At 38.4% G+C, this 14,589-nt stretch carries 12 protein-coding genes and 1 other annotated feature; of the genes, 8 read left to right on the forward strand and 4 right to left on the reverse strand.

Annotated features, from left to right (window positions below; translation table 11 throughout):
• Positions 1-93: 93 nt before the first annotated feature.
• Together DCE79_RS03105 and DCE79_RS03110 are read left to right on the forward strand one after the other, a co-directional pair.
• On the forward strand, positions 94-462 hold the full coding sequence (locus DCE79_RS03105; RefSeq protein WP_108711661.1) for a YisL family protein: 369 nt from the start codon (positions 94-96) through the stop codon (positions 460-462).
• A gap of 174 nt (positions 463-636) precedes the next feature.
• Positions 637-2,100: an alpha-amylase family glycosyl hydrolase gene (locus DCE79_RS03110; RefSeq protein ID WP_234417321.1), complete on the forward strand. Its 1,464-nt coding sequence runs from the start codon at positions 637-639 to the stop codon at positions 2,098-2,100.
• Between the two features lie 53 nt (positions 2,101-2,153).
• Here DCE79_RS03110 and DCE79_RS03115 read toward each other — a convergent pair whose 3' ends face one another.
• The gene (locus tag DCE79_RS03115) at positions 2,154-2,960 is read right to left on the reverse strand and encodes a Cof-type HAD-IIB family hydrolase (protein WP_108711663.1); all 807 of its coding nucleotides are present in this window, start codon (positions 2,958-2,960) and stop codon (positions 2,154-2,156) included.
• Positions 2,961-3,073: 113 nt separating this feature from the next.
• Between DCE79_RS03115 and DCE79_RS03120 the strand changes: the two genes are divergently transcribed.
• Complete coding sequence (locus tag DCE79_RS03120) at positions 3,074-3,832, forward strand: serine aminopeptidase domain-containing protein (protein WP_108711664.1); 759 nt, start codon at positions 3,074-3,076, stop codon at positions 3,830-3,832.
• Positions 3,833-3,888: 56 nt separating this feature from the next.
• A complete protein-coding gene (locus tag DCE79_RS03125) occupies positions 3,889-4,203 on the forward strand; it encodes a metal-sulfur cluster assembly factor (RefSeq protein ID WP_108711665.1) in 315 nt (104 codons plus the stop codon).
• 48 nt (positions 4,204-4,251) lie between these two features.
• Here DCE79_RS03125 and DCE79_RS03130 read toward each other — a convergent pair whose 3' ends face one another.
• A complete protein-coding gene (locus tag DCE79_RS03130) occupies positions 4,252-4,956 on the reverse strand; it encodes a Crp/Fnr family transcriptional regulator (protein ID WP_234417322.1) in 705 nt (234 codons plus the stop codon).
• A gap of 252 nt (positions 4,957-5,208) precedes the next feature.
• On the opposite strand from DCE79_RS03130, the gene DCE79_RS03135 reads away from it, so the two are divergent.
• Positions 5,209-7,335, forward strand: coding sequence for an ATP-dependent Clp protease ATP-binding subunit (locus DCE79_RS03135; RefSeq protein WP_108711666.1), 2,127 nt, complete (start codon positions 5,209-5,211; stop codon positions 7,333-7,335).
• A 49-nt stretch (positions 7,336-7,384) separates the two neighbouring features.
• Here DCE79_RS03135 and DCE79_RS03140 read toward each other — a convergent pair whose 3' ends face one another.
• A complete protein-coding gene (locus DCE79_RS03140) occupies positions 7,385-7,582 on the reverse strand; it encodes a YjzD family protein (protein WP_108711667.1) in 198 nt (65 codons plus the stop codon).
• A gap of 272 nt (positions 7,583-7,854) precedes the next feature.
• On the opposite strand from DCE79_RS03140, the gene DCE79_RS03145 reads away from it, so the two are divergent.
• Both DCE79_RS03145 and fabF read left to right on the forward strand, forming a co-directional pair.
• Positions 7,855-8,790, forward strand: a complete 936-nt coding sequence (locus DCE79_RS03145; protein WP_108711668.1) for a beta-ketoacyl-ACP synthase III — start codon at positions 7,855-7,857, stop codon at positions 8,788-8,790.
• 51 nt (positions 8,791-8,841) lie between these two features.
• Complete coding sequence (gene fabF, locus DCE79_RS03150) at positions 8,842-10,083, forward strand: beta-ketoacyl-ACP synthase II (protein ID WP_108711669.1); 1,242 nt, start codon at positions 8,842-8,844, stop codon at positions 10,081-10,083.
• 252 nt (positions 10,084-10,335) lie between these two features.
• On the opposite strand, the gene trpS is transcribed toward fabF, so the two are convergent.
• The gene (trpS, locus tag DCE79_RS03160) at positions 10,336-11,325 is read right to left on the reverse strand and encodes a tryptophan--tRNA ligase (protein ID WP_108711671.1); all 990 of its coding nucleotides are present in this window, start codon (positions 11,323-11,325) and stop codon (positions 10,336-10,338) included.
• Positions 11,326-11,417: 92 nt separating this feature from the next.
• Positions 11,418-11,631, reverse strand: a binding site (T-box leader).
• Between the two features lie 520 nt (positions 11,632-12,151).
• Here trpS and spxA point away from each other — a divergent pair.
• Positions 12,152-12,550: a transcriptional regulator SpxA gene (gene spxA, locus DCE79_RS03165; RefSeq protein WP_108711672.1), complete on the forward strand. Its 399-nt coding sequence runs from the start codon at positions 12,152-12,154 to the stop codon at positions 12,548-12,550.
• Positions 12,551-14,589 lie beyond the last annotated feature (2,039 nt).

The following is a 14,589-nucleotide window of genomic DNA, read 5'->3' on the forward strand; positions in this document are numbered from 1 at the left end:
AAGTAAGAATAGTGAAATCTTATTCATTGTATTCTAGTCTTCTCACATGGTAGGATATTGTTTGTAGAGAAAAAATAGAAGAGGTGAAAATATATGGATTTCTTAACTAGTGGTACACACTTACACATTACAACATGGGTAATCGCATTAGTACTATTCTTCATTGCAGCATTTGCTAGCAAGAAGTTAACAGGCGTTCAAATGGCATTACGTGTAATGTACATTTTAGTGATTATTACAGGTGGCGCATTATTCTTAGAATGGCGTGACAAAATCGCAGAGGGCGGTATGAATTATGATATGAAGGTCTTATTTGCTATTTTAGTAATTGGCTTCATGGAAATGATTTTAGCGCGTAAAAACAAAGGTAAATCTGTGAATGTATTTTGGGTTTTATTTGCCATTGTGTTATTAGTAACACTTTACCTAGGCTTAAGCATGGGTATAGGCATAAACTTCTAATATGCCAACTCCAACCACTTCGAAGCAATTGCTTTCGAAGTGGTTTTTTCTATTTTTACACATTTTTGTCACGGATTTGTCTTATTTGCTATAAATAACTTGGGTAATCATAGCTAGTTACCTAGTTTTTTTGGTAAAATGACGATGGATTGTTGTGAAAGAGAGGGAATCAAATTGAGATTTAAAAAATGGTTAGGTGTCGTAACTGCAGGTGTTCTTCTTTCAACGTCATTTGCTTTAGCGCCAGTGAACGCAGAAGAGACACATACAATTGCAGATGAAAGTATATATGATTTATTAGTAGATCGTTTCTTCAATGGAATTGGTTCAAATGATGATGAATTCGTCAATGCCAAAGATCCGTCAATGTTTGCAGGTGGCGACTTTAATGGCTTAGTGAAAAAAATTGATTACATAACAAATATGGGCTACACGATGTTATCAATTGGCTCTGTGTTCGCAACAGAAAAATATGATGGTTCTATGTTAACAAGTTACGCTGAATTGGATAAACACTTTGGTACGGAAGATGAACTGAAAAAAGTGGTTGAAAAATTCAACGAACGTGATACGAAAATCATGGTTGATTTCCCATTATCGAATGTAAGTCCAAATCATGAATGGGCTGATCAGACAGGCTTTGTTGCCAGTACAAATGATGGTCAAATTCAGTGGGATCTTTCAAATAAGGCTGTACAATCGGCTTTAATCGATGCAGCAGTTAAATTTGTCGATACGTATGAAGTAAATGGTGTACGTTTAACGAATATCGAAGGTGCGGACACAACATTTTTAAACGAGGTTATTGACGCATTAAAAGCAGCAAAATCAGACATTTATGTGATTGCTAATGCGGAAAGTGATGCGAACTTTGATGCGAAATTTTACGAAGATACAGCGCCACTTTATGCAAACGCCTTTAAAAACGTTGATTTAAATACAACGGTGTTAGAAGATCATATTAACGAGGCTGTTTCAGGAACGCCTGTATTAACGATGCCAGATACAATTTGGTCAGATCGTTTTACATTAGCGTCAACTTCTGAAAATATGTACCCGCCAACACGTAGTAAAATTTCAATTGCAAGTACGTTGTTATTACCGGGTGTTCCAGTCATTTCGTACGGTTCTGAAATTGCGATGAATGGTACAGCTGGTGCAGAAGCACATCAATATTACAATTTTAAAACGGATTCAGAACTTGGTGACTATGTTGGTCAACTACAATCTTTACGTAATGATTCAGATACGCTACGTAATGGTGAATTTAAATGGTTAGAAAATGAAGATGGTTACATGGTATTTGAGCGTAAATCAGATACAGAAACATGGATCGTTGTCATTAATAATAGTAGTAAAACGAAGCGTATTAATATTCCAGTAGCAGAACTTGGTGAAGGAAAAGAAGTGCGTGGTATGTTTGATAGCGAAATTATTCGTGAAAACAAAGATGGCAACTACACAATCATTTTAGATCGTGAAATGGTAGAAGTTTATCAAGTAATCGAAGCGCGCGGTATTAATACCTCATACGTTGTTGCGTTAGGTTTAGTCATTGTCCTCTATACAATTTTCATGATTGTTATTATGAAGCGTGGTAAAAAACGTCGTGCTGAACAGGCACAACAAGCTAAATAAGCCTATTAAAAAAGCCTGAAGTCATTTGGAATTTAAATGACTTCGGGCTTTTGTTATAATTTCAAACGATCTTGTAATATTCTTGCGATGCCGTCTTCGTTGTTTGAAAGTGTAATTTCATTGGCGATATTTTTTAAGTCGTGAATACCATTCCCCATGGCAACACCTACACCAGCGTATTCAATCATTTCTAAATCATTGTCTTCATCACCAAAAGCAATAATACGATCACGCGGTATGCCCATTTCTTTCGCGATATGGTCAATACCGACCGCTTTGCTTAAGCCTTTATGAACGACTTCAATAATTGGAAACGGTGCGCCCCAACGACGATGTTCGATGAGCTCAGCGTGAACATCTTGTAAGTGCTGACGAATAATCGGTGTGTTCATATCATTCGCTTGGATTAATAAACTTGTGGGGTTTTCAAACAAGTTTTTCGTTAAATCACCTGTTAAAATGTTAGGACTGCCCATATGAAAAATTTGCAGTGCGCCATCATCTTCGCGGTGGATATAAACATCATCCAACACTTCGGCGATTAAATTGTCATATTCATATTTATGAACCGATTCGATAACATCGTGAACAACACGTAAATCAACGGTCGTATGAATTTTTTTCCACATTGGGTTTTTCGGGTGGTGAATGAGGGCACCATTAAAATTGACAATCGGTGTCGTTAAGCTTAATTCATTATAATAGAGCTCGCTAGCACGGTAAGGACGACCTGTAGCGATCATTACTTGGTGACCAGCTTCTTTTGCTTTTAGTAGAGTTTGTTTAGTAATCGGCGAAATTTTTTTCTCATCTGTGAGAAGCGTACCATCTAAATCTAGTACAATTAAATGTTCGTTCATAGGAAAAAGCCTCCTTTAGCATGTGTATTATTGTATCGCGATAAAGAAACATACGTCAAAGTTTTTGAAACAAATGGAAAGTTTTGATATAGTAAAAAGTAGAGGTGAAAAATGTGATTGTAAAACGAGAACTCTGGGAGTCAATCCCATTACTACATGTGTATGACGAGACAATGAATGAAAACACGCCAGTTGTCGTATTTTTCCACGGCTTTATGAGTGCGAAAGAACATAACTTGCATTATGCGTATCAACTGATTCAAAAAGGTATTCGTGTTATTTTACCCGATGCGCTATTGCATGGCGAACGTATTGGTAACTTATCTGAAATCGAAATGAATGCGAGCTTTTGGAAAATCGTATTAACTTCGGTAAATGAATTACATACGATTTATGAACAATTGAAGCAAAAGCAATTACTAGCAAGTGATAAAATTGGTGTATCAGGAACGTCAATGGGCGGCGTTGTGACATCAGGTAGTTTAGCGGTTTATCCTTGGATTAAAACAGCAGGTATTTGTATGGGAACAGCGAGCTATACTAAATTTGCAGAACATCAAGTGAAGGAATTTGCTGAAAAGGGAATCAAGTTGCCGATGACGAAGAATGAGCAACAACAATTGATCCTGTTACTAGACCGCTATAATTTAGAAGACAAGGAAGAAGCGTGGAAACATCGTCCAATTATTTTCTGGCACGGTGAACGTGATACAGTTGTTCCTTATGAAATGAGTCGTGATTTTTATGAACAGCATGTGTTGAATAATAGCGATACTCAAATTGAATTTATTAGTGCGCCAAAAGCGGGGCATGCCGTTTCACGAAGCGGTATGCTTCAAGTAACAAACTTCCTAGCACAACATTTGGCATAACTCGCACAATGATGTTATGATAACAATTAACACCATTCCGAAAGGGGAAACTACAAATGGCGATTGATCAAGACATGAAAGACAGCATGTTAGGTGCTCTAGAAAATGTAATCGACCCTGAGCTCGGCATTGATATTGTGAACTTAGGTTTAGTATATGATGTAGATTTAACAGATGAAGGGGTAGCGTTCGTAACAATGACTCTAACTTCAATGGGTTGCCCACTAGGTCCAGTTATTGTAGACCAAGTAAACACAGCGTTATTGGAACTACCAGAAGTTAAAGAAACAAATGTAAATATCGTTTGGCAGCCAACGTGGTCTAAAGACAATATGTCACGCTACGCAAAAATGGCACTAGGTATCCGCTAAAAAGTAAATCCCGTTCGATTCCTTTAATTAAGAATCGAACGGGATTTTTTAATCTATTCTACAAACCGCTAGAGGGCAGTTTTCACAATCAATTTCTTGTTTTAAATAATTTAAATCGAGGATGGTAATATAGCCCCTATCGATCTTAATGATTTTGTCTTTTCGTAAATCGTTTAACATACGATTAATCATTTCACGACTTGTTGCGCATAAATTGGCAATTTCCGTATTTGTCAAAGCAATCGAAATGAAAACTTCATTGACTGAACTAAATTTCCCATACGTATTGGCTAATCGAATTAATGTTGAAAATAGCGCACCTTTTTTGCCGTGTAAAACTAAATCACGCAGACGACTTTGATTTTTTATATTTTCCGTTTGGATCCACTTTAAATAGTCAACCATTAAAGTAGGGTGATCTTGAATAAATGACTCTAACAAATCATTATGAATCGAATAAATTTCAGAAGCTTCTAATGCTTTTGCCGTCGTTGAATGGGACGTAAATTTGCAAAACATTAAGCTTTCACCAATTAAGCAGTCTTTTCCACAAATGCGAATTGTTAATTCTCTACCACTTTCTGTTTCTTTACTTACTTGTACAGATCCACTTTTAATAAGAAAAATATGTTCGGCTCGCTCGCCTTCTTGAAAAATGGTCGCTCCTTTTTCAAGTTTAAAAATGGTCCCTTTTGTTTGACAAAGGATGGCAATATCTTGTGGAATGGTTTGAACTGTTTCGATAAAAATCACACCTTTCAATAAGGAAATAAAGTGAAACTTCAACAATCTGGGTGTTCTTCATCCCCCAGATTGTTAGTTGAACCAATCGGGCTAGCACGAGAAAAAGTGTAAAAATTTGTATATTATACTACAAACATCATACCACATTAATTTCTGAAAATAATTAAAAATGTTGAGCGTATTTCATTGAAGTTTGATTTATTTTGACCTATAATCTAATTAGTCAGTAAAGGTCAAACTTTTAAAAAAGGGGTGCTTTTTATGCAATTTAATCAAACACAAGATAACCGTCCACCATTAGAACAATTTGGACGGAATTTAATCGAACAAGTAAAGAACGGCAAAATGGATCCAGTCATTGGCCGAGATGAAGAAATTCGTAATGTCATTCGCATATTATCGCGCAAAACGAAAAATAATCCCGTATTAATCGGTGAACCAGGTGTTGGTAAAACGGCGATTGTCGAAGGACTTGCACAGCGTATCGTCCGCAAAGATGTACCAGAGGGCTTAAAAGAAGCGGAACTGTATGAATTAGATATGAGTGCATTAATCGCAGGCGCATCGTATCGTGGGCAATTTGAGGAACGTTTAAAAGGTGTTTTAAAACAGGTGAAAGAATCGGAAGGAAACATTATTTTATTTATCGATGAAATTCATACGATCGTTGGCGCTGGTAAAACAGAAGGCGCGATGGATGCTGGTAATATGTTAAAGCCAATGCTTGCACGTGGTGAGCTCCACTGTATTGGTGCAACAACACTAGACGAATATCGCATGAATATTGAAAAGGACCCAGCATTAGAGCGCAGATTCCAACAAGTACTTGTGCGCGAACCTTCGATTGAAGATACCGTATCGATTTTACGCGGGATTAAAGATCGCTTTGAAGAACATCACCGTGGTGTTCGTATTCATGACCGCGCGATTATCGCTGCTGCACAATTAGCGGATCGTTATATTACCGACCGTTTCTTGCCAGATAAAGCCATCGATTTAATCGATGAAGCGTGTGCAATGATTCGTATTGAAATTGATTCAATGCCTCAAGAGCTTGATCAATTAACACGCCGCTTAACCCAATTAAAAATCGAACAGCAGGCACTAAAAAAAGAAAAAGATGATGCAAGTAAAAAACGTCTTGACCTAATTAGTGAGGAAGTTGAAAAGCTAGAAATTTCCATTAAAACGATGAAAGAGCAATGGGAACTTGAAAAAAGTGGACTTCAAGTTGTTCGTGATAAAAAAGACCAATTGAAAAAATATCAAGCAGAAGCAGAGTATTTGATTAATACAGGCAGTAACTTTGCTCGAGCAAGTGAGCTTCAATATAGTCAAATTCCAAAGCTTGAAAAAGAAGTAACAGAGCTTGAACAACAACTTAAGGCAACAGAAGGCAATCGTATGTTACGTGAAGAAGTAACGGAGGAAGAAATCGCAAAAATTATTTCTCGGTGGACAGGCATTCCAGTGACGAAGCTTGTAGAAGGGGAACGTGAAAAATTACTTCGTTTAAAAGATACACTTCAAGAACGTGTTGTCGGTCAAGACGATGCAGTCACATATGTAACTGAAGCAGTATGGCGTGCTCGTTCGGGTATTAAAGATCCGAACAAACCGATTGGAAGCTTTTTATTCTTAGGGCCAACAGGTGTCGGTAAAACAGAATTAGCCAAAGCATTAGCCGCACAGCTATTCGATTCAGAGGATCATTTCGTTCGTATTGATATGAGTGAATATATGGAGAAACATTCTGTATCACGACTTGTCGGAGCGCCTCCAGGATACATTGGCTATGAAGAAGGTGGCCAATTAACAGAAGCCGTTCGTCGTAACCCGTATTCAGTTGTGCTACTAGATGAAATCGAAAAAGCACATCCAGATGTCGCAAATATTTTATTGCAAGTTTTGGATGACGGTCGTATTACCGATAGCCAAGGTAGAATGGTGAACTTCACGAATACGGTCATCATCTTAACGTCTAACATCGGATCGCATTACTTATTGGAAGAAAACGAAGAGTCAGAAGCGTTAGTGCAAGCTGCGCTACGTCAGCACTTCAAGCCAGAGCTACTAAACCGTATGGACGATATTATAATGTTCCATGCTTTATCAAATGAACACTTCCATGCTATCGCTTGGAAATATGTCCATCAATTACAAGACCGTGTGGCAGAACAAGAAATTACTTTACATGTTTCAGATGAAGTAGTAAATTGGGTTGTTGAAAACGGTGTTGATCCACAGTTTGGGGCACGTCCGTTAAAACGATTTGTACAACGCCATTTAGAAACGATGGTAGCCCGTGAATTATTAAAAGGGGAAGTAACCGCAGGACAAACCATGTCGATTACATTAGATAATGGTGAATTAAAAATTATGAACTAAAACAAAAAAACACAACCTATGCATATTGCATGAGTTGTGTTTTTTAATATTAGTGATGTTCAGCTTCTGCGTCTGGAGTTGATTCGTTTGGAATCACTGCAGCGATGATGATTACTAATACACTGAATACTAATGAAACGATAACGCCATTCGTGAAGTTAAAGTCTACGCCATTAACTGAGCTTACTACGTAGTTTAACATAGTTACTAATAGGAATGACCAGAAGAAAGTAATAATATATTGCATCAATTTCACCTCAATTGAACTTATTTATAACGGTAGTATGAAATTACATCTACAATATCATAACATAAGCCTTCATAAAAAAAAACAATCTATGAAATTTTTCGCCAAGTTGTCACGAAATTAAATAAAACTTCAATCATTTCGGTTATTGACACACGTTGATAAATCAAAAAATACTTGTATTCAGAAAACTTATTATCTATAATTAGTACCAACTACTAATAATTAGTGTTGATTTACAGGGGATGTTTTTAAACAAGGGGGTTTTTTATATGAATGCAGGGATTATCGGAATCGGGAAGTATGTTCCGGAAAAGGTAATGACAAATTTTGATTTCGAGAAAATTTTAGATACATCAGATGAATGGATTCGTTCGCGTACAGGAATCGAGCAACGACGCTATGCTGAAGGGGAAGAAACATCTGATTTAGCCTTTAAGGCAGCGCAGAATGCACTTGAAAATGCGGGGATTACAGCGGATCAGCTTGGGTTAATCATTGTAGCTACCGTAACGCCGGATCGAGGTTTTCCAAGTGTAGCTTGTCAAATTCAAGAGCGACTAGGGGCTTCTGGATGTGGCGCAATGGACATTTCAGCAGCCTGTTCGGGTTTTATTTACGGAACTACAATTGCAAAACAGTTTATTGAAACAAATAGCTATGACTATATATTAGTAGTAGGTGTAGAAAAGTTAACGAAAATTACGGATTGGGAAGATCGAAATACGGCCGTTTTATTTGGTGATGGCGCTTGTGCTGCAATCATCAGTAAAGTGTCTGAAGGGCGCGGTATTTTATCGTTTGAGCTTGGGGCAGATGGAACAGGTGGCAAAAACCTCTATTTAAATGATGAAAGAAAAATTTATATGAATGGCCGTGAAGTATTTAAATTTGCTGTGCGTCAAATGGGAGAATCGGCTATTAACGTACTTGAAAAAGCCGGATTAACGAAGGATGATGTCGATTACTTAGTACCACATCAAGCGAATATTCGAATTATGGAATCCGCGCGTGAACGCCTCGGCTTACCCGAAGAAAAAATGTCGAAAACGATTCAAAATTACGGTAACACTTCAGCTGCTTCTATTGGTATTTCGATTGTCGATGATTTAGCGGCAGGAAAAATCAAAGATGACGATATCATTGTATTAGTTGGATTTGGTGGCGGTTTAACATGGGGTGCATTAGCAATTAAATGGGGAAAATAGGAACACTATTTATTGCGGGAGAAATTGATTGAAGCAAAGGGAGAATGAAACATGGAAAAAAGAAGAGTAGTAGTAACAGGTATTGGCGCAGTTTCACCAATTGGGAATACTGCAGAACTGTCTTGGAAAAATGTTGTTGCTGGTAAATCAGGAATTGGTCCGTTAACACGTGTTGATACAAGTAAATTTCCAGTATCGGTAGCGGCTGAAATAAACGATTTTAATATAGAAGATTATATTGAGAAAAAGGAAGCACGTAAAATGGACCGCTTTACCCATTATGCGCTGGCTGCTTCAATGATGGCCGCGAAGGATGCCGACCTTACGATTACCGAAGAAATGGCACCGCGCGTAGGGGTATGGATTGGTTCGGGAATTGGCGGAATGGAAACACATGAACAACAATTTCTAACATTCCAAGAGCGCGGGGTTCGTCGTGTTAGCCCATTCTTTGTACCGATGATGATTCCAGATATGGCAGCAGGGCAAGTATCGATTTATTTAGGGGCAAAAGGCGTGAACTCTTGCTCGGTTACAGCTTGTGCATCAGGTACGAACTCGATTGGGGATGCGTTTAAAGTGATTGAGCGCGGCGATGCAGATGTGATGATAACAGGGGGAGCAGAAGCACCGATTGTGACAATGGCTGTTGCTGGATTTTGTTCGAATACGGCACTATCATTAAATCCTGATAGGAATACCGCTTCTCGTCCGTTTGATAAAAATCGCGACGGTTTTGTTATTGGGGAAGGCGCTGGTATTTTAATATTAGAAGACTTAGAGCATGCAAAGTCGCGCGGGGCAAAAATTTATGGTGAAGTTGTTGGATATGGTTCAACAGGGGATGCTCACCATATTACTGCGCCGGCTCCAAACGGTGAAGGGGCAGCGCGTGCCATGTCAATGGCGTTAAATGATGCAGGTGTCGTACCAGAGCAAGTTGGTTATATTAATGCGCACGGTACAAGTACACCATACAATGATTTATTTGAAACACAAGCAGTTAAAACTGTGTTTGGTGACCATGCTTATAAACTAGCGATGAGCTCAACGAAAAGTGTGACGGGGCATTTATTAGGAGCGGCTGGTGGTGTTGAAGCCATCTTTACGGTGCTTGCATTAAAAGAAGGAATTTTACCCCCAACAATGAATTTACATGATCCAGACCCAGAATGTGATTTAGATTATGTACCAAATGAAGCACGTAAAGCGGATATTGACTATGCGCTAAGTAATTCACTAGGCTTTGGCGGGCATAACGCATGTTTATTATTTAAAAAATATACTGATTAATTTATAGAAATACAAAAAACCAACGCGTTACGCATGTAGCACGTTGGTTTTTCGTATAGATGTACAAAGGGGGCCATTTGATGACACGCTTTGTACTTTTTTTATTTTGTTATGGCATTTGTGTGATGTCGATTAGTAATATCATCTTGTACTTAAATTACCGTACACTCGGTTATTCCTGGCATGCGGTGCTTTTGTACATATTTAATAGTGCGGAACTTTATATGTTTTTTGGTGCGATAATCGGGATGTTTATCGTCGTTTACGCCCTAAGCCCATCGCGTTCTCCATTTTCTTAACCGTTTTTGAGGCGATGGCGTTTGCTTTAATAGCACCTTCGTCTAAAATTTCATCTAATTCAGGAGAATCGATTAATGCATAATAGCGCTCTTGAATTGGCGTTAAGTGTGTAATGATAGCTTCAGCAACACCCGCTTTAAAGTCTCCGTAACCTTTACCTGCATATTTCGCTTCTAAATCAGCAATTGACAACCCTGATAATGCAGATTCAATTGTTAATAAGTTTGAAACACCTGGTTTGTTTTCAATGTCATATTTTACGATGCCTTCAGAATCAGTTACTGCTGATTTAACTTTTTTCTCAATCTCTTTTGGTGTATCTAGTAAACGAATTGTTGCTTTTGTGTTTGTATCAGATTTTGACATTTTTTTCAGTGGCTCTTGTAAGGATTTAATACGCGCGCCTTCTTTAGGTAATTGAATGTCTGGAATCGTTAATACATCATTGTAGCGCTTATTGAAACGCTCTGCTAAATCACGAGTTAATTCGATATGTTGCTTTTGGTCATCACCAACGGGCACGATATCGGTATTATATAAAAGGATATCAGCTGCCATAAGTGGTGGGTATGTTAATAGTGCGGCAGAAACCGTTTCTTTGCCGTTTGATTTATCTTTAAATTGTGTCATACGCTCTAATTCGCCAATTGAAGCGACACATTGCAACATCCATCCTGCCTGTGCATGTGCTGGTACTTCAGATTGGATAAATAATGTAGATTTTTTTGGATCAATGCCAACTGCAATATACATTGCTGCTAATGAACGAATGTTTTTGCGTAGTTCTAAACGATCTTGTGGTACGGTAATCGCATGTTGGTCAACGATACAGTAAATCGCGTTGTTATCGTCCTGTAGTGCAGGGAATTGTTTAATCGCACCGATGTAGTTTCCTAAAGTAATTGTTCCTGTTGGCTGTACGCCAGAAAAGATGGTTTTCATTGGGTATTCCTCCTTGAATTTAAGAAATCTATCTCGCCTTGATAGCGAAATGAACATAAAAAAACATCATGCGTCCTCTATTAATAACTAATAGAAGGGACGAATGATGTTAGAATCCGCGGTACCACCCAGCTTGCCCATGACAGGCCACTCTTCTTCGTAACGTGAAGGAACGAGCTTTACTACTGGAAATTTTCACAAAGCTAACTCGGAAGTCCATTCCATTTAATGAATGATCTGTTCACACCAACCACAGACTCTCTACACATTCTTTTTAAATGTACTACTCTTCGTCTTCGTTTTTCATAATCTTGAAAGTGATTATAACGCACTTTGTAAAATAAAAGCAATTGTTTCACCAAAAAATATTTTTAATTGTATAAAGTGAAGGGAAAATAGAAAGACTAAGCTTAATAATTGTAAATTCACGAATAATTAGCATTTTTCTTATTACTATTTTCTCAATTGGTGCTATTAATTGAGAACTAAAATTAGTTTTTATGGAAGTTTATAACTAAAAAATTCTGGGTAAATCTACTGTGTGATTCACTTTAGAATAAATAAGCTTATTCGAGAATATTTATGACCAAAAAATCTCTTCTTCTATGACCTTTTTGTTGACAATGTGTATTCAAATATGAAATTTTCTTGTATAATAAGAAGAGAATCTTAAATTAAATTAATTCTAAATTAAGGATTTTGATGTATAAATTCACTTCATTTTAATGAATGATTTTTACTTAATTGAATGAAGATATAGTGTCCAGGTGAGTCTAGAACTGGAGACACATAGTAGTTGAAATGAATAAGAGAGGAAGTGACACAAATGTTAGTAACATTATTTACTTCACCAAGTTGTACTTCATGTCGAAAAGCAAAAGCATGGTTAGAGGAACATGATATTCCATATACAGAGCGCAATATTTTTTCTGAACCTCTTACAATTAGTGAGATTAAAGAAATTTTACGTATGACAGAAGATGGAACAGATGAGATTATCTCCACTCGCTCAAAAATCTTCCAAAAATTAAATGTCGATGTTGAGACATTACCTTTACAACGTTTGTACGAGCTTATCCAAGAGCACCCAGGCTTATTACGCCGCCCAATTATTTTGGATGAAAAACGTTTACAAGTAGGCTATAACGAAGATGAGATTCGCCGATTCCTACCTCGTAAAGTTCGCGCATATCAATTACAAGAAGCACAACGTATGGTTAACTAAATATATAAGTAAGTATGATGTTACGGATGCAGATTTGCGATTGTAACATCTTTTTTTTATGGTTTTATATTATTTGTAATCCTTTCGATATATTGGGTTGAAGGGATTGTCAGAGCTAGTCATCTTTTAATAGAGATGTTATGAAAGTGTATTGTGTATTGGCAGGCTGGGCGCCCAGAGTCGCAAAGATATGTTGCACATATCTGTACGACTCTTCTTTGCGTCTTGCGCTAGGCCTGCCAAATCAAAGTGTAATCCATTATGCCTTTACAAGTATTCGGGGGCGGCGGCGCTGTTGACGAGCAAAGGCGCCGTTTACTTTTATAGCGAGTCCGTTGAATTTTGTGAGTTGAAGGGATTGTCAAAGCTAGTCATCTTCTAATAGAGATGTTATGAAAGTGTATTGGGTTTTGGCAGGCAACCGCATATCAGCAGCAGGGTCACGTGGTACGTGTCCCTACTACTGATACTGTTGCGGTATGCTAGGCCTGCCAAATCATAGGCTAATCCATTCTACTTTTGCATGTGTTCAGGGGCGGCGCTGTTGACGAGCAAAGGCGCCGTTTACTTTTAAAGCGAGTCCGTTGAATTTTATGGGTTGAAGGGATTGTCAGAGCTAGTCATCTTCTAATAGAGATGTAATTAAAGTGTATCGGGTTTTGGCAGGCTGGGCGCCCAGAGTCGCAAAGATATGTTGCACATATCTGTACGACTCTTCTTTGCGTCTTGTGCTAGGCCTGCCAAATCAAAGTGTAATCCATTATGCCTTTGCATGTATTCAGGAGCGGCGCTGTTGACGAGCAAAGGCGCCGTTTACTTTTAAAGCGAGTCCGTTGAATTTTGTGGGTTGAAGGGATTGTCAGAGCTAGTCATCTTCTAATAGAGATGTTATGAAAGTGTATTGGGTTTTGGCAGGCAACCGCATATCAGCAGCAGGGTCACGTGGTACGTGTCCCTACTACTGATACTGTTGCGGTATGCTAGGCCTGCCAAATCGAAGGCTAATCCATTCTACTTTTGCATGTATTCAGGGGCGGCGCTGTTGACGAGCAAAGGCGCCGTTTACTTTTAAAGCGAGTCCGTTGAATTTGGTAGGTTGAAGGGATTGTCAGAGCTAGTCATCTTCTAATAGAGATGTTATGAAAGTGTATTGGGTTTTGGCAGGCAACCGCATATCAGCAGCAGGGTCACGTGGTACGTGTCCCTACTACTGATACTGTTGCGGTATGCTAGGCCTGCCAAATCATAGGCTAATCCATTCTACTTTTGCATGTATTCAGGGGCGGCGCTGTTGACGAGCAAAGGCGCCGTTTACTTTTAAAGTGAGTCCGTCGAATTTTGTGAGTTGAAGGGATTGTCAGAGCTAGTCATCTTCTAATAGAGATGCTTTGAAAGTGTATCGTTTTTTGGCAGGCGACCGCATATCAGCAGCAGGGTCACGTGGTACGTGTCCCTACTACTGATACTGTTGCGGTATGCTAGGCCAGCAAAATCATAGGCTAATCCATTCTACTTTTGCATGTATTCGGGGGCGGCGCTGTTGACGAGCAAAGGCGCCGTTTACTTTTATAGCGAGTCCGTTGAATTAAGTGTGAAAGGGACTGTCACAGATTCTCTTTTTGTAAAGGGATGAATATATGGATAGATAAGGTTCAATAGTTGTCAAAGCCTTATATTCTATAATGGCAGGATTGCCTTTTCTACTAAAACTCTACATAAATGAGTTCACAGTATTTAGATGATAAATAAATACATTGTGATTTTACCTATTTTATAAAAAGATTCGCCTAATAAAAAGACTGGCGCCTACCACTGTAAGCGCCAGCACGTGAATACAAGTAAAGGGAAAATGGATACACCTTGAATGGGCGGGCCTTACACACAGCACAAAGAACATTCGCAGAGACTCTTGCAAAGAGGCTTTGTGAATGTGTGCTGCGCCAGCCCAAACGAAACACCCGAATCACCCCTATAACAAAGGATGAATTCACTATGATAAACCCTACTGTATAAAAAGATTCACCCAATAAAAAGACTGG

It is taken from the genome of Lysinibacillus sp. 2017 (assembly GCF_003073375.1).
Lineage (GTDB): Bacteria > Bacillota > Bacilli > Bacillales_A > Planococcaceae > Solibacillus.